At 61.3% G+C, this 20,378-nt stretch carries 17 protein-coding genes; 11 read left to right on the forward strand and 6 right to left on the reverse strand.

The annotated features are described in order from the left end of the window. The first annotated feature begins 88 nt into the window (after positions 1-88). Entirely contained in the window at positions 89-1,387 is a 1,299-nt protein-coding gene (gene hmgA, locus SD196_RS15355) for a homogentisate 1,2-dioxygenase (protein ID WP_416310366.1), read from the forward strand. A 1-nt stretch (position 1,388) separates the two neighbouring features. After that, on the forward strand, positions 1,389-2,693 hold the full coding sequence (fahA, locus tag SD196_RS15360; protein WP_416310367.1) for a fumarylacetoacetase: 1,305 nt from the start codon (positions 1,389-1,391) through the stop codon (positions 2,691-2,693). 351 nt (positions 2,694-3,044) lie between these two features. On the opposite strand, the gene SD196_RS15365 is transcribed toward fahA, so the two are convergent. Continuing rightward, the gene (locus tag SD196_RS15365) at positions 3,045-4,088 is read right to left on the reverse strand and encodes a LacI family DNA-binding transcriptional regulator (protein ID WP_275611627.1); all 1,044 of its coding nucleotides are present in this window, start codon (positions 4,086-4,088) and stop codon (positions 3,045-3,047) included. A 230-nt stretch (positions 4,089-4,318) separates the two neighbouring features. On the opposite strand from SD196_RS15365, the gene SD196_RS15370 reads away from it, so the two are divergent. The 4 genes from SD196_RS15370 (at position 4,319) to SD196_RS15385 (ending at position 8,353) form a co-directional block, all read left to right on the forward strand. Next, positions 4,319-4,840, forward strand: coding sequence for a gluconokinase (locus SD196_RS15370; protein WP_416310368.1), 522 nt, complete (start codon positions 4,319-4,321; stop codon positions 4,838-4,840). Between the two features lie 92 nt (positions 4,841-4,932). Then, positions 4,933-6,285: a GntP family permease gene (locus tag SD196_RS15375; RefSeq protein ID WP_331319505.1), complete on the forward strand. Its 1,353-nt coding sequence runs from the start codon at positions 4,933-4,935 to the stop codon at positions 6,283-6,285. Between the two features lie 108 nt (positions 6,286-6,393). Further along, entirely contained in the window at positions 6,394-6,534 is a 141-nt protein-coding gene (locus tag SD196_RS15380; RefSeq protein ID WP_294976924.1) for a hypothetical protein, read from the forward strand. 193 nt (positions 6,535-6,727) lie between these two features. Continuing rightward, complete coding sequence (locus SD196_RS15385; protein WP_416310369.1) at positions 6,728-8,353, forward strand: NADP-dependent glyceraldehyde-3-phosphate dehydrogenase; 1,626 nt, start codon at positions 6,728-6,730, stop codon at positions 8,351-8,353. Positions 8,354-8,522: 169 nt separating this feature from the next. Here the strand turns inward: SD196_RS15385 and SD196_RS15390 are convergent, their stop codons facing one another. The 4 genes from SD196_RS15390 to SD196_RS15405 form a co-directional block, all read right to left on the reverse strand. Continuing rightward, a complete protein-coding gene (locus tag SD196_RS15390) occupies positions 8,523-8,996 on the reverse strand; it encodes a Bro-N domain-containing protein (protein WP_416310370.1) in 474 nt (157 codons plus the stop codon). A 397-nt stretch (positions 8,997-9,393) separates the two neighbouring features. After that, positions 9,394-11,259, reverse strand: a complete 1,866-nt coding sequence (locus SD196_RS15395; RefSeq protein WP_416310371.1) for a DUF3732 domain-containing protein — start codon at positions 11,257-11,259, stop codon at positions 9,394-9,396. After that, positions 11,256-11,726: a three component ABC system middle component gene (locus tag SD196_RS15400; protein ID WP_416310372.1), complete on the reverse strand. Its 471-nt coding sequence runs from the start codon at positions 11,724-11,726 to the stop codon at positions 11,256-11,258. Before SD196_RS15400 ends, SD196_RS15395 begins: the two co-directional genes overlap by 4 nt. Next, positions 11,723-12,931 (reverse strand): ABC-three component system protein, encoded by a 1,209-nt coding sequence (locus SD196_RS15405; protein ID WP_416310373.1) that lies wholly within the window; start codon positions 12,929-12,931, stop codon positions 11,723-11,725. Before SD196_RS15405 ends, SD196_RS15400 begins: the two co-directional genes overlap by 4 nt. A gap of 655 nt (positions 12,932-13,586) precedes the next feature. On the opposite strand from SD196_RS15405, the gene SD196_RS15410 reads away from it, so the two are divergent. Next, the gene (locus SD196_RS15410; protein ID WP_416310374.1) at positions 13,587-14,627 is read left to right on the forward strand and encodes a sterol desaturase family protein; all 1,041 of its coding nucleotides are present in this window, start codon (positions 13,587-13,589) and stop codon (positions 14,625-14,627) included. A 13-nt stretch (positions 14,628-14,640) separates the two neighbouring features. Here SD196_RS15410 and SD196_RS15415 read toward each other — a convergent pair whose 3' ends face one another. Then, entirely contained in the window at positions 14,641-16,230 is a 1,590-nt protein-coding gene (locus tag SD196_RS15415; RefSeq protein WP_416310375.1) for a transglycosylase SLT domain-containing protein, read from the reverse strand. A 298-nt stretch (positions 16,231-16,528) separates the two neighbouring features. On the opposite strand from SD196_RS15415, the gene SD196_RS15420 reads away from it, so the two are divergent. From SD196_RS15420 to SD196_RS15435, 4 genes are all read left to right on the forward strand, one after another. After that, complete coding sequence (locus tag SD196_RS15420; RefSeq protein ID WP_416310376.1) at positions 16,529-17,227, forward strand: AzlC family ABC transporter permease; 699 nt, start codon at positions 16,529-16,531, stop codon at positions 17,225-17,227. Further along, the gene (locus tag SD196_RS15425; protein ID WP_331319514.1) at positions 17,224-17,538 is read left to right on the forward strand and encodes an AzlD domain-containing protein; all 315 of its coding nucleotides are present in this window, start codon (positions 17,224-17,226) and stop codon (positions 17,536-17,538) included. The genes SD196_RS15420 and SD196_RS15425 overlap by 4 nt, the downstream gene beginning before the upstream one ends. A 434-nt stretch (positions 17,539-17,972) precedes the next feature. Continuing rightward, the gene (locus SD196_RS15430; protein ID WP_416310377.1) at positions 17,973-18,656 is read left to right on the forward strand and encodes a hypothetical protein; all 684 of its coding nucleotides are present in this window, start codon (positions 17,973-17,975) and stop codon (positions 18,654-18,656) included. A 167-nt stretch (positions 18,657-18,823) separates the two neighbouring features. Next, positions 18,824-20,317, forward strand: coding sequence for a PLP-dependent aminotransferase family protein (locus SD196_RS15435; RefSeq protein WP_416310378.1), 1,494 nt, complete (start codon positions 18,824-18,826; stop codon positions 20,315-20,317). Positions 20,318-20,378: the final 61 nt, after the last annotated feature.

Consider the following 20,378-nt stretch of genomic DNA (forward strand, 5'->3'; position numbering starts at 1 on the left):
TAAAGGGACTCCCTGGTGGGCTTGACGGCCTGCCAACATGAAATTACGTTAATCGTAATTCAATTACGATAAAAAGAGTGAAACCACCATGACTGCCTCCCGCGCCCCGGCCTACCTGTCCGGATTCGGCAACGAATTCGCCAGCGAGGCCCTGCCCAACGCATTGCCCGTCGGGCAGAACTCACCGCAGCACGTCCCCTACGGCCTCTACGCCGAACTGCTCTCGGGCACCGCCTTCACCGTCCAGCGCAGCGAGGCCCGGCGCACCTGGCTGTACCGCATCCGCCCGTCCGCCGCACATCCGCGCTACGAGCGCCTGGAACGGCAGATCACCGGCACCGCCCTGGGCCCGGTGACACCCAACCGCCTGCGCTGGAACAGCTTCGAGATGCCGCAGGAGCCTACCGACTTCGTCGACGGCCTGCTATGCATGGCCGCCAACGCCGAAGCCGAAGCCACCAGCGGCGTCAGCGTCTATGCCTACCGCGCGAACCGCTCCATGAGCCGGGCCTTCTTCAACGCCGATGGCGAGCTGCTGATCGTGCCGCAAGCCGGCCGCCTGCGACTGGTCACCGAACTGGGCGTATTGGAAGTCGAACCGCTGGAGATCTCCGTGATCCCGCGCGGCATGCGCTTCCGCGTCGAGCTGCTGGAAGCGTCCGCCGCCGGCTACGTGGCGGAGAACCACGGCGCCGCCCTGCGCCTGCCCGACCTCGGTCCCATCGGCAGCAACGGCCTGGCCAACCCGCGCGACTTCCTCACCCCGGTGGCGCATTACGAGGACGTCGAAGGCCCGGTGCAACTGGTGCAGAAATTCCTCGGCGAACTCTGGGCCACCACCCTCGACCATTCGCCGCTGGACGTGGTCGCCTGGCACGGCAACAACGTGCCCTACAAGTACGACCTGCGCCGCTTCAACACCATCGGCACGGTGAGCTTCGACCACCCCGACCCGTCCATCTTCACCGTGCTCACCTCGCCCAGCGACACCCACGGCATGGCCAACATGGACTTCGTGATCTTCCCGCCGCGCTGGATGGTGGCCGAGAGCACCTTCCGTCCGCCGTGGTTCCACCGCAACCTGATGAACGAATTCATGGGTCTGATCCAGGGCGTGTACGACGCCAAGGCCGACGGCTTCGTCCCCGGCGGCGCCTCGCTGCACAACTGCATGAGCGCCCACGGTCCGGACAACGCCACCACCCGGCAGGCCATCGCCGCCGACCTGAAACCGCACAAGATCGATCACACCATGGCCTTCATGTTCGAGACCGGCCGCGTGCTGCGCCCCAGCCGCTTCGCCCTCGATTGCCCGCAACTGCAGCGCGACTATGATGCCTGCTGGAGCGGCATGCAGAAGACCTTCGCCCCCTCTTCGGAGCAATGAAATGAGCGTCTCCCACAACGCAAAAAGCTGGATCGAATCGGCCAACGGCCACCCGGACTTCCCCCTGCAGAACCTGCCCCTGGGCGTGTTCAGCCCACCGGGTGACTCGGCGCGAGGCGGCGTCGCCATCGGCGACTACATCTTCGACCTGAAGACCGCCTGCGAAGCCGGCCTCTTCCACGGCGCCGCCCACCAGGCCGCGCTGGTCGCCAGCGGCGACAGCCTCAACGCCTTCTTCGCCGCCGGCCCCACCGCCCGCCGCACCCTGCGCGATGCGCTGATCCACCTGCTCAGCGAAGGCAGCAGCGAGCAGAAGCGCATGGAGCACCTGGGCGCCGCGCTGCTCAAGCCCCAGGCCGCGTGCCGCCTGCACCTGCCGGCCAAGGTGGGCGACTACACCGACTTCTACGTCGGCATCCACCACGCCAAGAACGTCGGCAAGCTGTTCCGCCCGGACAATCCGCTGCTGCCCAACTACAAGTACGTGCCCATCGGCTACCACGGCCGCGCCTCCACCATCGTGCCCTCCGGCACCGAAGTGCGCCGCCCCAACGGCCAGACCCTGCCCGCCGGCCTCGACGTACCGGTATTCGGCCCCTGCGCGCGCATGGACCTGGAGCTGGAACTGGGCATCTGGATCGGCCAGGGCAACGAACAGGGCAAGGCCATCCCGATTTCCGGCGCCGCCGGGCACATCGCCGGCTTCTGCCTGCTCAACGACTGGTCCGCACGCGACGTGCAGGCCTGGGAATACCAGCCGCTGGGGCCCTTCCTGTCGAAGAGCTTCGCCACCACCATCTCGCCCTGGGTGGTGACCGCCGAGGCGCTGGAACCCTTCCGCGCCGCCCAGCCGGCCCGCCCGGAAGGCGACCCGCAGCCGCTGCCGTATCTCTATGACGAGGCCGACCAAAAGCACGGCGCGCTGGACATCGAACTGGAAGTGCTGCTGCTCACCTCGCGCATGCGCCACGAGCACCAGGCGCCGGAACGCATCGCCCTGAGCAACACGCTGAACATGTACTGGACCGTGGCGCAGATGGTTGCCCACCACAGCGTCAACGGCTGCCGCCTGCAACCGGGCGACCTGTTCGGCTCCGGCACCCTCTCCGGCGAAACCCCGGACAGCTTCGGCAGCCTGCTGGAACTGACTACCGGCGGCAAACAGCCCGTGGTGCTGAGCAATGGCGAGGAGCGCCGCTTCCTCGAAGACGGCGACGAAATCATCCTGCGCGCCCGCTGCCGCCGCGACGGCTACCCGTCGATCGGCTTCGGCGAATGCCGTGGGCGGATTCTGCCGGCGCATTGATCGCTTTGCTTTTCGTAGGAGCGAGCTTGCTCGCGAACAGTGCTAGCCGACGACTCTGTAGCTGGGCGGTTCGCGAGCAAGCTCGCTCCTACAGGAAAACCGCCATGTCGCTCCCGTAGGAGCAACTGTCTTGTCCCGGATAATCCGTGCCTGGATCGTCCCCCTCACCCCAGCCCTCTCCCTCAGGGAGAGGGAGCTGATCGTGCCGCCTGACACCAAAGTTTCATCCTGCACCGAACGGTCCCCTCTCCCCCTGGGAGAGGGCTAGGGTGAGGGCAGGCCCGAGTACAGGGCTATCTCGTAGGTCCTTGTCCGCGAAAAGCGCCGACAGGCGCTCCTGCACAGGCGCCCTCAGCTGCTTTCGCGCACCATCAGCTCGAACCCCAGGTCCATCACCGGCGCGCTCACCGGCTTGTCGTTGATCAGGTCCAGCAGGCGCTCCGCCGCATGCGTTCCGATGGCCTTGCGCGGCGTGCGGATGCTCGACAGGCGCGGCACCATGAATTCCGAACTGGGCAGGTCGTTGAAGCCCAGCACCGCCACTTGTTCGGGGATGCGAATCCCATGGCGCATGGCCTCCAGCAACGCACCCTGGGCCAGGTCGTCGTTACCGAAGAAGATGCCTTCCACCTGCGGCTGGCTGGCCAGCAACTGGCGGAACAGCTCGCCGCCCAGGCCAACCGAGGACGGACGCGGCGTCAGCACCTCCAGCGCCGGGTCATAGACGCCCGCCTGCTGCAGCGCGCGACGGTACCCCTCGCCCCGCAGCAGCGTGCGCTGGTCCAACTGCGCGCCAATGTAGGCCAGCCGCTTGCGCCCACTCTTGAGCAGGTGCTTGGCCGCCGCCTCCCCCGCGCGAATCTGCGAGAAGCCCACGCAATGCAGGCCGGCGCCGGGGTCCAGGTCCATCATGTAGACCGCCGGCACACCGCTGGCCTCGATCATCCGCCGCGCGCTCTCGGTGCGGTCGAAGCCGGTCAGCAGCAGGCCGCGCGGCTGGTACGCGAGGTAGTTGCGCAGCAGGTTCTCTTCTTCGTCGCGGGAGTAGTGATAGTTGCCGATCAGCACTTCCAGGCCGCGCGGATGCATCACGGCATGGATGGCTTCGAGCGTTTCGATGAACAACTGGTTGGCCAGCGACGGCACCAGCACCACGACGTTGGGGCTCTGCTTGGAGGCCAGCGCGCGGGCGGCGGGGTTGGCCACGTAGCCCAGTTCGCTGGCCGCCTGTCGGACCTTCTGCGCCAGTTCCTCGGCCACCGTGCTCACTCCGCGCAGGGCGCGCGAGGCGGTGATGGGGCTGACGCCCGCGCGGCGCGCAACCTCGTCGAGGGTGGGTCTGCCGGTGGTGCGGGAGCTTCTGTCGTTCTTCTTGTCTTTGTTCTGAGCGGTCATCGGGCAGCTTGCCAAACAAAAATCGAGGCACTAAGGTAGCGCTGTCTCGCGACCAGGGCAATTGCCTGAGACCGGCCCCCACCGGTCCCTCGCCCGCCGGCCCCTTGCTTGTCATCAAGCAGCGCCGAAGCCGCCAGAACAGACCGACTAGAATGACAAGAATACGGAGGCAGCCAATGCTTTTCGTTACGCCCAACAAAGATAGCGCTGTCTCAACACCGAGGCCCTGCATGCTCCCCGCCATCGATGCCGTACTCATCATGGGTGTCGCCGGATGCGGCAAGTCCAGCGTCAGCGAGGCCCTGTGCCTGCGCAGCGGCGCATTCGCCATCGAAGGCGACTCCTTCCACCCCGAAGCCAATATCCAGAAGATGAGCGCCGGCGTCCCGCTGACCGACGAGGACCGCGCCGGCTGGCTCGACACCCTCGCCGCCGAGCTGCAGAAAGCCATCGCCGCCGGCCAGCGCCCCGTGCTCACCTGCTCCGCGCTCAAGCTCATCTACCGCGAACGCCTGCGCCGCGCCGTGCCCGGCCTGGGCGTGGTGTTCCTCGAACTCACCCCGGAAACCGCCGCGAAGCGCGTCGCCACCCGCCCCGGCCACTTCATGCCGGCCAGCCTGATCGACAGCCAGTTCGCCGCCCTCGAACCACCGGTGAGCGAACCGCTGACCCTGCGTCTGGACGCCACCCGCCCGCTGGAAGAACTGGCCGAAGCCGCACACCTCTGGTGGCGCCAGCACTCCCACGACTGAGCCGATAGCGCCTGCCCGCCAAAGATAGCGCTATCTCTATTAACTGAAGAAGAAAAGCCGCTCCGGCACAACGACAACAACAGGAGAGCCCCATGCTCGGCATGTCCCATGACACTTATCTGCTGCTGGATGCGGTAGTCACCATCATCGGCCTGATCCTGCTGATCACGCGCCTGAAGATTCACCCCTTCATTGCCCTGATCATCGCCGCCGGCTTCCTCGGCCTGACCTCCGGCATGCCCGTGGCGACCATCGTCAAATCCTTCCAGGACGGCTTCGGCAGCGTGCTCGGCTTCGTCGGCATCATCCTCGCCCTGGGCACCATGCTCGGGAAGATGATGGCCGAGTCCGGCGGCGCCGATCAGATCGCCCGCACCCTGATCCAGGCCTTCGGCAAGCAGCGCGTGCACTGGGCGATGATGCTCGCCGCTTTCCTGGTCGGCATCCCGCTGTTCTTCGAGATCGGCTTCATCCTGCTGGTGCCGCTGGTGTTCATCGTCGCCCGCCGCAGCGGCGTGTCGCTGATCAAGATCGGTATCCCGCTGCTCGCCGGCCTCTCCGCCGTGCACGGCCTGGTGCCGCCGCACCCGGGCCCGCTGCTGGCCATCGGCGTGTTCGGCGCGGACATCGGCAAGACCATCTTCTATGGCCTGCTGGTCGCCCTGCCCACCGCCGCCATCGCCGGCCCGATCTTCGGCGCGTGGATTTCCAAGGTAATTCCCGGCCAGCCCAATGAAGAGCTGGTGGCGCAGATCGCCCATGAGCCGGACACCAGCGACCTGCCGAGCTTCGGCGTCACCCTGTTCACCGTATTGCTGCCGGTGTTCCTGATGCTGCTGAAAACCTTCGCCGACGTCATGCTCGCCGACGGCCACATCGTCCGTGCCTGGCTGGACATGATCGGCCACCCGATCACCGCCCTGCTCCTGGCCCTGTTGTTGTCGCTCTACACCTTCGGCTACGCCCGCGGCTTCGACTCGAAGAAGATCCTCAAGCTGCTCGACCACAGCCTCGCGCCCACCGCCGCCATCGTGATGATCATTGGCGCCGGCGGCGGCTTCAAACAGATGCTGGTGGCCAGCGGCGTGGGCGACGTGATTGGCCACATGGCCGTGCAGGCGCAGATTTCGCCGATCCTCCTGGCCTGGCTGGTGGCCGCGGTGATCCGCATCGCCACCGGCTCCGCCACCGTCGCCACCATCACCGGCGCGGGCATCGTGGTGCCGGTGATCAACCTGATCCCCGGCGTCAACCGCGAACTGCTGGTGCTGGCCACCGGCGCGGGTTCGCTGATCCTCTCCCACGTCAACGACGCCGGCTTCTGGCTGGTGAAGCAGTACTTCAACATGAGCGTGATGGAAACCTTCAAGACCTGGACCGCCATGGAAACCATCCTCTCGGTGGTCGGCCTGGGCTTCATCCTGCTGCTGTCGCTGTTCGTCTGAACCCAACCGGGTTGCGCGCGCCACCGCCGCAGCCCGGTCATGAAACAACCGGCGGATGACTCCGAAGGCTCATCCGCCCTACCGGCTTCCTGCAACGAGGTATCGCCCATGACTTCCTCCGCAACTCCGCAAGCCCAACCCGCGCAACCCACCTGGCCCCGCGACTTCGACATCCGCGCCCGCTACGCCGAGCAGCAGGAACTGCTGCAACCGGCCCCCGCGCCGACTCCCACGCCCTCGCACCCGTAGGGCGCATAACGCAGCACGCGTTATCCGCCGAATCCCAACCTCCGAAACCACCGGCGAATAGCCAAGTTCGGCTATTCGCCCCACGAAGGGCCCCACTCCGGCCCATTCGTCGCATTGCTTGCTGAATCGATTTACCTAATCACCCGCACGGACTAAAACAGACCTGTTACCCACCGTTCCCGAAGGATGAGTCATGCCTGACAACAACAAACTCGACCGCCTCTTCCCCTGCCTCACCGACATCCCCGAAACCTGGCGCCCCGACGCCCCCGTCGAGCAGCGCGAATACCTGGTCAACGGCCAGTTGCTCCGCTGGGACGGCCCGCTCGCCCCGGTGCGCAGCCCGATCTTCCTCGCCACCGAGCAAGGCGATGAACAGGTCATCCTCGGCAGCACCCCGCTGCTGGATGCCGACGCCGCCCTCGCCGCGCTGGACGCCGCCGTCACCGCCTACGACAACGGCCAGGGCCTGTGGCCCAACCTGCGCGTGGCCGAGCGCATCGCCCACGTCGAACGCTTCCTCGCCCGCATGCGCGAACAGCGCACCGCCGTGGTCAAGCTGCTCATGTGGGAGATCGGCAAGAACCTCAAGGACTCGGAGAAAGAGTTCGACCGCACCTGCGACTACATCGTCGACACCATCGAGGCGCTCAAGGAACTGGACCGCCGCTCCAGCCGCTTCGAGCTGGAACAGGGCACCCTCGGGCAGATCCGCCGCGTGCCGCTGGGCGTGGCGCTGTGCATGGGCCCGTACAACTACCCGCTGAACGAAACGTTCACCACCCTGATCCCGGCGCTGATCATGGGCAACACCGTGGTCTTCAAGCCCGCCAAGTTCGGCGTGCTGCTCATCCGCCCACTGCTCGAAGCCTTCCGCGACAGCTTCCCGCCGGGCGTCATCAACGTCATCTACGGCCGCGGCCGCGAGACCGTCAGCGCGCTCATGGCCAGCGGCAAGGTCGACGTCTTCGCCTTCATCGGCACCCACTCCGGCGCCGCCGACCTGAAGAAGCTCCACCCGCGCCCGCACCGCCTGCGCGCCGCCCTGGGCCTGGACGCCAAGAACCCCGGCATCGTCCTGCCCAGCGTCGACCTGGACAACGCCGTCAGCGAAGCCATCACCGGCGCCCTCTCCTTCAACGGCCAGCGCTGCACCGCGCTGAAGATCCTCTTCGTCCACGAAGACGTGCTGCCCCGCTTCCTCGACAAATTCAGCGCCCAGCTCGCCGAACTCAAACCCGGCATGCCCTGGGAACCCGGCGTAGCGCTGACGCCGCTGCCCGAGCCGGGCAAGGTCGACTTCCTCAATGGCCTGCTGCAGGACGCGCTGGCCAAGGGCGCCCAGGTCATCAACCCCGGCGGCGGCGAAAGCCGCGAAAGCTTCTTCTACCCGGCGCTGCTCAGCCCGGTCAGCGCGGACATGCGCCTTTACCACGAAGAACAGTTCGGCCCGCTGGTGCCCGTGGTGCCCTACCGCGAGCTGGATGAAGTGATCGACTACGTGCTGCAGTCCGACTACGGCCAGCAACTCAGCCTGTTTGGCAACGACCCCGCGCAGATCGGCCCGCTGGTGGACGCCTTCGTCAACCAGGTCGGCCGCATCAACATCAACGCCCAGTGCCAGCGCGGCCCGGACAGCTACCCCTTCAACGGCCGCAAGAACTCCGCCGAAGGCACCCTCTCCGTCCACGACGCCCTGCGCACCTTCTCCATCCGCACCCTGGTCGCCACCCGCTTCACCGACGCGAACAAGGAACTGATCAGCCAGATCATCCGCGACCGCGACTCCAACTTCCTGACCACGGACTACATCTTCTGATCAGCCCACCCACCGGCTGACGCCAACCCCGAACCCCACGCCAATCGGCCCCCTCTCCCTCCGGGAGAGGGCTGGGGTGAACGCAACCCCAACTCCGAACTCCCCACGGCAGCACCGCTCTTCGTAGGGGCGAGCTTGCTCGCGAACCCGCCCCACTCCGCACCCGCCATTACTCCCGCCGCCACCATCGCCCGCGACGCTCTTCCCGCATCAACCTCGGCACCTCCCCCATCGGCACCCACAACTCCCCCTGCCAATCCAGCACCGCAATCGGCCGTCCTTCTCCCTTAGCCTGCATCCGCTTCGGACTACCGGCCGCCATCAACCCCTGATCCCGCAACACCGGCAACACATACCCGGTAATCCACTTGCGCAACTCCCGATGCTCCGGATCGCGAAAGCGGTTCAACACATGGAAGGCGCCATAGTCGCTCACCAGCAACACGACCTCCTCGCCGCTGCCCGTCACCAGGCGCGCCTCGCGAAACAGATCATCATCCAGACGAAGAACATAAGACTCGACCCGCTCGCGGATCAGATAGCCCAACTCGCGGGCGACCAACCAGGGCTGGTTGTCGATCAACACGCCGCGCAGGGAACGGTTGTAGCGGTGGAAAACGGTGGGAATGTAGATGTCGTCCATGTGCTTATTCCTAGGTAGTTTCGAAAAACCACCGCCCTGATCGTCGCCAAACGATTAGGGAGGCAGAGCCACACAGGGTTGGCGAACCGGCTACCTAGGTCCCGGCAGACCCGAAGGTCTCCCTGTGCGGCCCGCCATAGCAAAGAACCGTGGACGTGTAGATACGTCACGGTCTGACGAAGCGTCACCGCGCCTAGGTAGTTTTTCGAGTCGCCAAACCCGGCCCCTGTCGTTTTCACAGGGGCGTCGGGAGGTTATGAGGAAGGTGTACAGCGGTCAAGAGGACGCTGTTCGACGTCGGTACATCAGCCTAATTACGTGAGGATCTGCAGCCGACATCTAAAAGCCCGAAGCAATCTGGAGCCATTATATTAGGCAACCTATAAGGTCTTGCTTGTTATTCGACCTCAGCACTTCTCCAATGAGTTGGAATTAAAGCATTACCATCTCGGAACGCCGGGAGAAGGTAGGTATTCTCCAAACCATCGAACATAGACGCCGGCACGTGTTCGAACATAATCATCTGGAACTGCTGCCCATACTCTTCATTTATATATTCTATAAAATTATTTAGCATCTCAAATGCAGTTCTAATTTTCACTCTATCACTGTGAATCAAGTTTCCGGGATTTACTTCTTCCTCCTCCCCCCAATAAGGGCGACTTGGCTGATCGACCACTAGAAAGCTAGGAACAAACTTGGAATTCTTGTTCAGCGCCACTTCATGAAGAGCAAGAAAGTGAATCAAATGCAAAAACATATGATTGGAGCTGCTACCAATATTCTCAATAAGAGTTGACCTCGGCTTTCTAAGTTGAATTTTCTTTTCTTTATAATTAAAGCTTGCGTACCAAGTTGCATAATTCTCTAGCGCACTCTTCGCTTGCACCATTAATCCCGCTGCAACCTCATCAATTAGACTAATAGTTGCCGCCCGCTCCGCTTCTACATCTTTTACCTGGATACTATCAAATTCAGCAGTCAGCCGTGTAAGATCAGTAGACTCAGGCTTATCAGCTAGCTTCTCGTCCATGCGCGAATAGATACTGAGTTTTCCCCGGGCCTCACCTAGAAACACCCACATATCTTGGAGTTCCTGAAAGGAACGGGGTGTTTCGGGAAGAACCTGAAGCTCTTCTGTCAATACTTTTTTCTTATCCTCAAGCTGTCGTATTGCACCATTTACTTGACTCTCAACCGGGCGCCTAGCCTTAATTGACTCATCAATTGTGCGAAGGTCAGCCTGAAGGCTGCTGATCAACTCATCAAAGACCTCTGACTTTACAACTTCCCTAGAGCGCTCCATTAGCACTCTTAGCGGCCGCAAGCTATCTTGCGAATTTTTAATTGTTGCTTTGTAGCTCTTATATTCCTCATTAAATTGAGAATATTTTCTAATCTGCCTATTAATTGAAAATAATTGAGAATTAATATCCGACCGGCGTTTTGTCGATGCATCATAATTTGGTGTAATACTGGGCTTATCCAGCATATCGCGCAGGCTTGATGCAGAAACATCCCTATTTAACTCAGGGGTCAACCCATACTCAGCCGCTTTTGCCGCTATATCTCGAACTTCGGCCCCAAAAGAGCTTTTACTCTCTGTTAATGAAAGCTTCTTACGCTCGAGCCTTGCAATTTCCTTACTCAGTGATTCTTTACGCTCTCTGGCAGCTATGTTCTCTAAGTCATCAATCCCCAGCGCCAAGTCAAATATCCTTGGAAGCGCCTCGCGATATCGATCAATCCCTTGTTTATCAAAGAAGCTTTTACTGTTAAGAATAATGTCATCAGAAATTGTATTAAAAAGAAAGAAATAGCGAAAGGACACTCGAGAACCAGATTTTATAACTTTCCCACCAAAAGGCATTCGAATCCTATCATCAATGGAGAATTCCGCCTCTAGTATCCCCCGTAAATCCTCCTGCTTAATATTAGGGACTGGCACCTCTGGAACCTCCCCCATAGACGAAAAGAAGTACTCAGAAGAAACGACATTACCGACCGGACTGCGTCTAGCTAAAAAATAGCTCTTATCGTTCGCGTAAAACCTTATTCCGTACCAACTTACATTATCATTAATAACATCATGAGGTATGTCATGCTCACTGGCCAGGAAGCAGTAATCAAATATTTTAAGTATGGTTGACTTCCCGGTTTGGCTTTCTCCAGTTATGACATTTACTTTATTTCTCTTAAATTCGATCGAGCGAGTCTCACCAATAGATGACCACAGGATAATCTCATCAATTCCGAAATTCACAGTTTCACCCTAAAGTTTAAGTAAAGCTCGTCTTCTGTTTCGAGAAGAAGCTCTGCGATTTTCTGGGAAGCCTGGTCAATTTTCTTTGCCCTCTTCCCGAAATCCGAATCTATTGGAAGCCGTCTTTTACGAACCAGAGTAGCGCCCAACTCTGCGTATCCAAGATGTATAAGAAGCTGAATAGAATTGACGGATAGTGGAAGACTGCTTTCGAAGCGCTCATTGAAGTTAACCAAGAGTTGCGGATACCCCGAAGCCAGCGCAGCCGAACCTCGCTCCAAAGTCGCCTTACTCCCCATATACGCAAGAGTAGGACTATGCATTATCATAGGAATAATTAGCAGCGTCTTGGGAATGGAAAGGCTGCCCAAATGATTTAAAACTGACCCTACGGCCACTACACCAATGCCAACATTGTTATATCCTTCCCAAAATCCTTTGCCGGCACTTCCCGTCTTTAAAATCACAGAGTCTTCCAATCTCGATGCCATCCAATAAGTTGCTCATCAGAAAGATGATATAGCTCCCCATTGCTCAACTCAGTATTAAGTCTACTGCTAGCTATAGAGAACTCAAGCTTACGAAGATCATAGAGCAATGCCTTTGCCTTGCTAATTACTTCATGATCAAGGCAATCTTCGCACCAATGCTCAAATGCATTTCGCCATTTTGAACTTACATCCGAATGGAAGTCGGCAATCTCGTCAGCCACCAACTCCCCCGACTGTAGCCAGTCATCTAGAAAACGAGATATTTTTAATTTATTTGTTGTGTACTCAAACGCCCTTTCTACATCATCTATTTTTATCGCATTCACTGCGAGAAGTTGCCTGATGAAAATTTGTGAAAAAACATCCTCAGGGAATGCCGGCGTAAACGGTCTGCCTAGCTGTAACGGCTCCCTAGACGCAGAAAAAATAGCTCTGTACCGGCCATAGAATGAGTCAAAGTCCAACTCCACTTTCTGACCAGCCTTGATTTTAATGTAATTATCAGTCCGAATATTTGAGTCAAGCCTTTCAAAAACCCCATCAACCTTGGAGCTTTCAATCATCTTTTCCATAATTGCCGTCTTGATCAAATAGTGAAGATCATCAATATCAAGTTCGAGATGAATTTTCCGAAGAAAAATGGCAAGTATATCGTTATCAAGAGCAAGCACTGCCCCCAAATAACCCTTGATGATTTTATCCTTTGTTTTTTCGTGCAGAAAAACCATATACTCCCGAAACTCCTCAAAGCCAAAGTCTTCAGACTTGTAAGCTTCTAGGTTTTTCAGAAAAACATTTCGATCACTTTCCGATTTATTTGAGACAAGATGAAACTCCGTCTTTTTGACGAACTCACTCTGCCTTGCTTTCTGATCACGACCAACCGATTTGTCGGATATTATTTTCGCCCAGTTATGCAGCGTCTTCCATAGATCGCCATCCAACTCAGTAAGGGCAATATATTTTCCGGCGGCATTATGCTGCACCGTATGTTTGAGTTGAAAAAGTATTTGCGCATCATTATCTAGATCGGTATGAACGTCATCTTTGACCTCCAACCCGACAGACTGACCAGTCTTCAAATTCAACAGGCGATAAAGAAAATAATAGTACTGATAGTGAAAGCCAATTTCGGTAGTATCGGCACTGGTCTGCTCAGCGAAGCTCTTTGTATTGGCCACGTCTTAATTCACTCGCCCCATAGCTGAATATTGATCGGGGAGTGCGCGATAGTGTCCACGATCCTCCCTGACCGGCTAGTGATATATAAAGCCATGCACCCGCATCGGTTGCAAGCACATTGCCACTGTCGAGAAGTGGGGCAAATTTATTCCTCCCGCCCATCCTCTTTGGGTCGAACGAATGTCGTATCAGTAGAAAAGCAGAGAAAAGGGGACACCCATTAGCCGGCCTCCCCACTTCCGTGAGGTGGGGAGGCCGGCTAGATGATTCTCAGATTTATTTTTTCGCTCTAAAGTCAGCCGACGTATCGTGCCCCGTCGAGTCAAGTCGCCTCGCGTCAGCCACACCCTCTTTTGACATTAAGAATTATTCCCAATTACCATTGCAGACACACTGAGTCCGATGCATGGCCTGCGCGTTCAGCCCCACCACACGACTTGCATCGCCGAGCCCCGGCACCACCGGCGAGCCACTCCAAGAACAAGAGACAACCCATGCATTTCTTCCAGCCGGTCACTGCGCCGTGGCAGCCCGAAGCTACGCTGAAGCTCATGAGCCTGAGCGCTGCAGACGCGCACTGGATTGCCGATTGCGCCGCGCTCCTGGCCTGCTCCGATCTCCAGCCCCCTGCCCTTCGCCGAAGACTCACCTGCCGTGGATGATCTCCTGCCGTTCCATAGCCACCTGACCACCCTGGTGATCGATCCAGTCGTCCACCGCTTCGCCGGTCTTTTCGACCTGAACGGTCGCGTCGGTGTGTTGTTTCTCGTCCTCTCCTATGCGGTCGCCTATGGTCTGTTCCGCTTCAGGAAGTACCGCGGGCTGACGGAGGCGCGTTCGTTCTGGCAGTTCATTGGCGGCAACCGGGTGCATTTCCATCGTTCGGCGTTGCTGGATTACCAGTACTACTTCGTGCGGGGCATCCTGCATGCGGCGTTGATGGTGCCCATCATCGGTCTGGTCGATCCCTACATCCTGCGCTCCGGCGATTACATGGCCTTCTTCACCAGGCTGTGGGGCGCGCGCCCGCAGGTGGGTGAGAACCTCGGCCTGTCCCTGCTCTATGGGCTGGGGGTGTTCCTGGTGGGCGACTTCAAGAATTACTGGGTGCACCGGGCCTTCCACTCGCGCTGGCTGTGGGCGTTCCACAAGGTGCATCACTCGGCATCGGTGCTGGTGCCGGCAACGGCCAGCCGCGTCCATTTCGTGGAGAAGCTCGCGGCGAAGCTGGCCGGGGTCGTGGCCCTCGGCGCCTATGCCGGTGCCTTCTGGTACGCCTGCGGCGGGGAGATCAGCCGTTACACGCTGTTCGGCGTGACCTATCTGATCTTCATCTTCAATGCGCTGGCGGTGAACCTGCGGCACAGCCATGTGTGGCTGTCGTTCGGGCCGGTGGTCGAGCACGTACTGAACAGTCCGGCCCAGCACCAGATCCATCACAGCGATGCGCCCCGGCACTTCAACAAGAATTTCGCGATCAACCTGTCGCTGTGGGACTGGATGTTCGGCACGCTCTACGTCACCACCCCGACGCCGGAACGCATCCAGTTCGGCGCCGGGGAGCGTGATGATCACCGTTACCTGACGCTGTACAGCCTGATCGTCACGCCCTTCGTGGAGACGGCCCGCAAGCTGCGCAAGGCAAGGCGCTCGCAGTCGATGCCACACGGTACGTCCCAGGCGCCCAATTCCTAGCCCGTGATCACGATCACCTGACGCCCGAGTCCGCTTCCGGAGCCGCGCCACCCTGCTCGGGCTGGGCCGTGACCTGCTCGGTGGCGCGTTGCTTCGCCGCCCGCGCGTCGAGGATCAGCCGGTAGGCGATGTAGTACTTGTAGATGTTGCTGACGTAGGTGACGGTCTCGGCGCCGATCTGGTCGGCGGCGACGTATTCGACGTTGTGGAACCAGACGTTGGGGTCGAGCCCGCGCCGCGCGGCCTCCTCGCGCAGCCGCGCCACCCTGGCCGGGCCGGCGTTGTAGGAGGCGAAGGTGAACAGGGCCTTGTCCAGGTCGGTCATGGGTTCGTCGCCGTAGTAGCGGTCGATCATCAGGCGCATGTACTTGGTCCCGGCTTCGATGTTCGACCGGGTCTTGCGGATGTCGCCGACCTTCAGTTCCTTGCCGGTCGCGGGCATGACCTGCATGACACCGATGGCGCCCACGGGGCTCCGGACGGACTGGTCGAGCCGCGATTCCTGGTAGCCCTGGGCGGCCATCAGCAACCAGTCCACGCTGTACTTGTCGCCGTATTGCCTGAAGAACTGCACCAGCTTGAGGAACTTCCGCCGCTCGGATTCGGAGGCGGCATCCTCGATGTATTTCGCATTCTTCAGGTAGCGCATCAGGATCAGGTTGCCCGCAAGGCTGCCTTCGCGGTGACGCATGACGAAGTCGTCGACAGCGGCCTTGAGTTGCGGGCTGTTCTTGCGCAGGGCCCAGGCGATTTCGCCGCCCGTGCGGAGGGCGATGGCGTCATGCACGGTCACGTCGGGGAAGACCTGCTTCCACAGGTCCGCCTTGTGCTTGTCCATGACGATGAGCGGGATCAGCCCGGAGTTGAGCATCTCGACCAGGTCTTCGTCCTCCAGCGCTTCCGGCGCCGGTTTGATGTTCACCGGGGCGCGCCCCTCTGTGGCGAAGCGCTGGTTGAGGGCAAGCAGGCTCTCGTAGTAGCTGGATGACTGGCGGACGAAGACGTCCTTGCCCGACAGGTCGTCCAGGGTGGCGACCTGTGGCGAGGCGGGACCGGAGAGGATGACTTCGCTGACGTTGGTGTAGCCGGGCACGGAGAAATCCACCTGCTCCCGCCGTGCCGCCGTGGTGGTGAGGTTGGACGCGGCGATATCGCCCTGGCCGGCGATCAGCGCCGGGATCAGTTGGTCGCGCCGGACCGGAACGAACACGACGTGAACCTTCAGGTGCCGGGCGGCGCCCGACGCGGTGGAGGCCAGTTGCTTGTTCAGCTCCTGCTCGAACAGCGTGAACCACTCGTAGGTCACGCCGCGCTGCACGCCCATGTCGGTGAAGTAGAAGGTCTTGCTGTAGATGGTGAGGACGCGGATGGTCTTGCGCTGGATCATCCCGTCCAGGTCGCCGGTCCAGGGCTTCTGGATCTCGTTCGGGTCGAGGGTGAAGGTTTCCGCTTGCGGCGGCGCCGAGGGCTCCGGCGCATCGGCGGCGGGAAGCGCTCCGACGGACAAGGCCCAGAGCAGCGTGGCCAGCCCCGCGAGCGACGGCCGCCAAGGGGTTACGCGATGAGCCGAGGGGTGAAGTTGAAACGGCAGCTTCCTCAACATGATCGCGCTCCGGGACGGTGGCGGATGCACCGCTACCGCGATGTGCAGACGTGCGCGCTGAGCCGTGGCGGCTGTTCGGACGTGCAGGCCAGTACGATGCCCGGCGAAACCGCGAGCCCGACATAACCGACCACACGCGGGACCGCGCCCCGTCCCTACCAACAAGTTTAGGAGCCGCGCAGAAGGGAGCGGATCAATATTTCCGGCGGGGAAATTGTCCAACCGCAGCAAGATTGTTCAAGCCAGCGAGCGCCCCGTTCTGCCACCCTGTCGGCACGAAAGACTGCAAAGAATCACCATGTCCCAATCCACGCTCCCCTCCCGCGCCTTCCTCAAGGGCGCCATCGACATCATGCCGCTGTCCCTCGCGGTGCTGCCCTGGGGCCTGCTCGCCGGCTCGCTGGCCATCGACGCCGGGCTCTCGCCGCTGCACGGCCAGGGGCTGTCCGCCATCGTCTTCGCCGGCGCCGCGCAGCTGGTCGCCATCGGCATGCTCAAGGGCGGCGCCGGGTTCTTCTCGATCATGATCACCACCCTGCTGCTGACCTCCCAGCACCTGCTCTACGGGATGACCATGCGCCCGGTGATCTCCGGCCTGCCGGGCCGCTGGCGCGCGGGCCTGGGCTTCCTGCTCACCGACGAGTTCTTCGCCCTCACCAGCAACCACGACCGCGAAACCTTCAACCGCTGGTACGCCCTGGGCGTGGGCCTGACCTTCTACATCGCCTGGAACCTCTTCACCCTCGCCGGCGTGCTGCTGGGCAGCAGCATTCCTGGGCTGGAGCACCTGGGCCTGGACTTCTCCATCGCCGCCACCTTCGTCGCGCTGATCGCACCGGTGGTGAAGAACGTGCCGACCGTGGTCTGCGTCGCCGTCTCGCTGTTCTGTTCGGTGCTGTTCAGTTACTGGCAGCTGGGTTCGGCGCTGGTGCTGTCGGGCCTGGCGGGAATGTTTGCTGGCTTCGTCTGCCAGAAGTTCTCGGGGGTGCGCGCATGATGGTCTGGGCAGTGATCTTCGGCATGGGCCTGATCGTGTTCTTCAACCGCTACGTGTTCCTGGAGCCGCGCCTGCCGATCCGCCTGAGCAGCAACGTGCGGCAGTTCCTCGGCTTCGCCGTACCGGGGATGCTCACCGCGATCTGCGGGCCGATCGTGTTCCTCCCCGACCACCAGTTGAACCTGCGGCCGGACAACCCCTACCTGCTCGGTGCCGTCGTCGCCGTGGCGCTGGTGCTGTGGACGCGCAACGTGCTGCTCAGCGTGATCCTGAGCATGGGAGCGTTCTACCTGTTGCGCTGGTGGTTGTAAGTCTCGTGCTGAATTCCGGCTCCTCCCGCCCAGGCGAGGAGCCGAGGCAATGCCCCGCATCACTCCGCCCCGTTCCAGCGCCGGCCGGCGCAACCTGACTGCCATCACGACTACCCCTACGGCGTCTATGGCCTGTGACTGCGGCCGTTCTGCCCGCATCGTCCCGTTTTCGCCGCGCGGGATCGGCCGGTGCCCTGTCCCTGCCTGAAAGCCCCGGATTCCCGTATACCCAGGCGATACGCTGCCGCCCATCGACGCCCCTGGAATCGGCACGCGGGTACCGCTTTTTGTTTTTGACAGTAAGAATTATTTACAAATAATATTGCGCCTCACATGGATTAATGTGCACGGCAGCTCGCAAGACCCTCCCCCACCCGACGCTTCGTCAAGGCCCCGTACAGCCGGCGGCCCATTCCAAGAACAAGAGACAATCCATGGAATTCGTTCACGTAGTCACTTCGCTGCTGGCGCAGGAAGCAGCGATGGAGTTCGTTCGCCTGGGTGTGGTTTACACCCATCTGATCGCCTGTTGCGTTGCAATCGGCCTGGTCCTGACCAGCGACTTCGCGATGGTCAAGCAGCTCCTGAAAGGTTCGGATTCGGTTCATCTCGAGCAAGGAAACATGGAGACGCTGAAGCGCACCATCACCCTGGCGCTGCAGGTACTCTGGTTTTCCGGCGCGCTCATCGTCCTGCTGGATATGTCTGCCAAGGGGCTGACGTACCTCCTCAATCCCAAGCTCCAGGCCAAGGTCCTCATCGTCGCCCTGCTCACGGTCAACGGCAGCCTGTTGCATTCGGTGGTCATGCCCGTCCTGATCCGGGCGGGATCCCTGCTCCAGCTCGAACCGGGCATGCGCGCCCTGTCCATTTTCGCGGGCACGGTCTCGGCCGTTTCCTGGTTCTACGCGGCCTTGCTCGGCGTAGGCCGTCCCCTGGCCTGGAAGTACAGCCTGGGCGAATTGCTGTACGCCTACCCCATGCTGATCCTCGCGGGCTTCATCGCCATGAGCCGACTGGTCAAATGGGCGCGAAAACGCCAGGCGCGCGCGGTGCCCCAGCCTGCTCCGAGTGTGCGGGAAAGCGGGCCCCTGCCGGATGAATCGCGCGGCTACTGACTGGCTCTTCCCCTCGAACCCAATCCCCTGCCACGTCATGGCACCTGCGCGGCGTCGATGAACAACCCTCGGCGCCACCGCCAACGGGCAATCCCCCTCCCCCAAATCCCCCTCGCCAAGGCACAATCCGCCCCTCTCGTCTCGCTATCGCGCAAGGCACACCCCGAATGAAGACGCCCGGCGGCATGCTGCTCACCGGCATCGAGCTGGATCGCTCCAGCCCGATTCCCCTCTATCGCCAGTTGTACCTGCAGGTGCGCAAGCAGATCCTCTCCGGCCGGCTGCCCGGCGGTACGCGGCTGCCGTCGACACGGACGCTGTGCAAGGAGCTGGGGCTGTCGCGTATCACGCTGCTCAATGCCTTCGACCAGCTGACTGCCGAGGGCTTCCTGGCGTCGCGCACGGGCGCCGGCACCTATGTCGGCAGCGAGTGGGAGGGGCGCAGCGCCGCCGATGCGCCGCGCAAGCCGCCGCGCCTGTCGAACCTGAGCCAGGCGGTGCATTCGCTGCGCAGCGAGCATTTCAGCGGGGTGTCGTACAGCACCTGGGCGCCGGATTGCCCCACTTCCTTCCTGCCCAGCCACCCGGCCTATGACGCCTTCCCGATGCGGGTGTGGAAGCGCCTGATGAACCGCCACCTGCGCAAGGGGACCAAGGATTCGCTCGGCTACGGCGAGCTCAAGGGCTTGCAACGGTTGCGCGAGGCCATCGTCGAGTATGTGTTCGATGCGCGCGGCATCGAGTGCAGCACCGATCAGGTGGTCATCACCTCCGGCGCGCAGCAGGCGTTCAACCTGCTCGGCATGTTGCTGCTCAACCCCGGCGACAGCGTGTGGATGGAAGACCCCGGCCATATCGCCGCGCGCATCGCCTTCCAGGCGCAAGGCTGCGAGCTGGTGCCGCTGCGCATCGACGACGAGGGGCTGGATGTGCAGCAGGGCCTGCGCGAACGCCCCGACGCGCGCCTGGCGTTCACCACGCCGTCGCGACAGCACCCGCTGGGTACCACCATGAGTTATGCGCGCCGACAGGAGTTGATCGACTGGGCCGGGCGCAACCAAGGCTGGATCGTCGAGGACGATTGCGACAGCGAGTTCCGCTACGTGGGCCGCACGCTGCCGGCGCTGTTCGCGCTGGATGCCTGGGAGCGTGTGATCTATGTCGGCACCTTCAGCAAGGTGCTCTACCCCTCGCTGCGCCTGGGCTATGTGATTCTGCCGGAGGCGCTGGTGGAGCCGTTCTGCGCCATCCGCGCGGTGATGGATCGCAGCCCGTCGACGCTGCACCAGGCGACCACCGCGGACTTCATGGAGGACGGCCACTTCCTCGGCCATATCCGCCGCATGCGCAATCTCTACCAGGCGCGCCAGGCCAGCGTGCTGGAGGCGCTGCAGCGCGAGCTGGGCGGCTTCCTCACGCCGACGCCCGCCGAAGCCGGGCTGCACCTGATCGGCTGGCTGCCCGAGGGCAGTGACGATACTGCCGTCGCGAGGGGCCTGGCCGAGCACGAGGTGTACACCTACGCCCTGCGCGACTACTGCGTGCGCAACCAATTGCCGCCGGGGCTGCTGCTGGGCTTCGCCGCGGTGCCCGAGGAGCAGGCCGGGCGGCGCGTGCAGGAGTTTGCCCAGGCCCTGAAAGCCCTGGGCTGGAAGCTCTGAAGCCGACCTAGAGCGGCCGGCAAAGTGGCTATACGAACAAAACAATAATGGCTATAGGGAT

This window comes from Pseudomonas macauensis (genome assembly GCF_047902425.1).
Classification (GTDB): Bacteria; Pseudomonadota; Gammaproteobacteria; order Pseudomonadales; family Pseudomonadaceae; genus Pseudomonas.

What these genes read in the sequence shown, in the direction of transcription:
- SD196_RS15370 (WP_416310368.1), top strand. Translation starts at nt 4,319, where the DNA reads ATGCTCCCCGCCATCGATGCCGTACTCATCATGGGTGTCGCCGGATGC.
- SD196_RS15380 (WP_294976924.1), top strand. Translation starts at nt 6,394, where the DNA reads ATGACTTCCTCCGCAACTCCGCAAGCCCAACCCGCGCAACCCACCTGG.
- SD196_RS15425 (WP_331319514.1), top strand. Translation starts at nt 17,224, where the DNA reads ATGATGGTCTGGGCAGTGATCTTCGGCATGGGCCTGATCGTGTTCTTC.
- SD196_RS15390 (WP_416310370.1), bottom strand. Translation starts at nt 8,996, where the DNA reads ATGGACGACATCTACATTCCCACCGTTTTCCACCGCTACAACCGTTCC.
- fahA (WP_416310367.1), top strand. Translation starts at nt 1,389, where the DNA reads ATGAGCGTCTCCCACAACGCAAAAAGCTGGATCGAATCGGCCAACGGC.
- SD196_RS15375 (WP_331319505.1), top strand. Translation starts at nt 4,933, where the DNA reads ATGCTCGGCATGTCCCATGACACTTATCTGCTGCTGGATGCGGTAGTC.
- SD196_RS15415 (WP_416310375.1), bottom strand. Translation starts at nt 16,230, where the DNA reads ATGTTGAGGAAGCTGCCGTTTCAACTTCACCCCTCGGCTCATCGCGTA.
- SD196_RS15365 (WP_275611627.1), bottom strand. Translation starts at nt 4,088, where the DNA reads ATGACCGCTCAGAACAAAGACAAGAAGAACGACAGAAGCTCCCGCACC.
- SD196_RS15435 (WP_416310378.1), top strand. Translation starts at nt 18,824, where the DNA reads ATGAAGACGCCCGGCGGCATGCTGCTCACCGGCATCGAGCTGGATCGC.
- SD196_RS15420 (WP_416310376.1), top strand. Translation starts at nt 16,529, where the DNA reads ATGTCCCAATCCACGCTCCCCTCCCGCGCCTTCCTCAAGGGCGCCATC.
- SD196_RS15385 (WP_416310369.1), top strand. Translation starts at nt 6,728, where the DNA reads ATGCCTGACAACAACAAACTCGACCGCCTCTTCCCCTGCCTCACCGAC.
- hmgA (WP_416310366.1), top strand. Translation starts at nt 89, where the DNA reads ATGACTGCCTCCCGCGCCCCGGCCTACCTGTCCGGATTCGGCAACGAA.
- SD196_RS15430 (WP_416310377.1), top strand. Translation starts at nt 17,973, where the DNA reads ATGGAATTCGTTCACGTAGTCACTTCGCTGCTGGCGCAGGAAGCAGCG.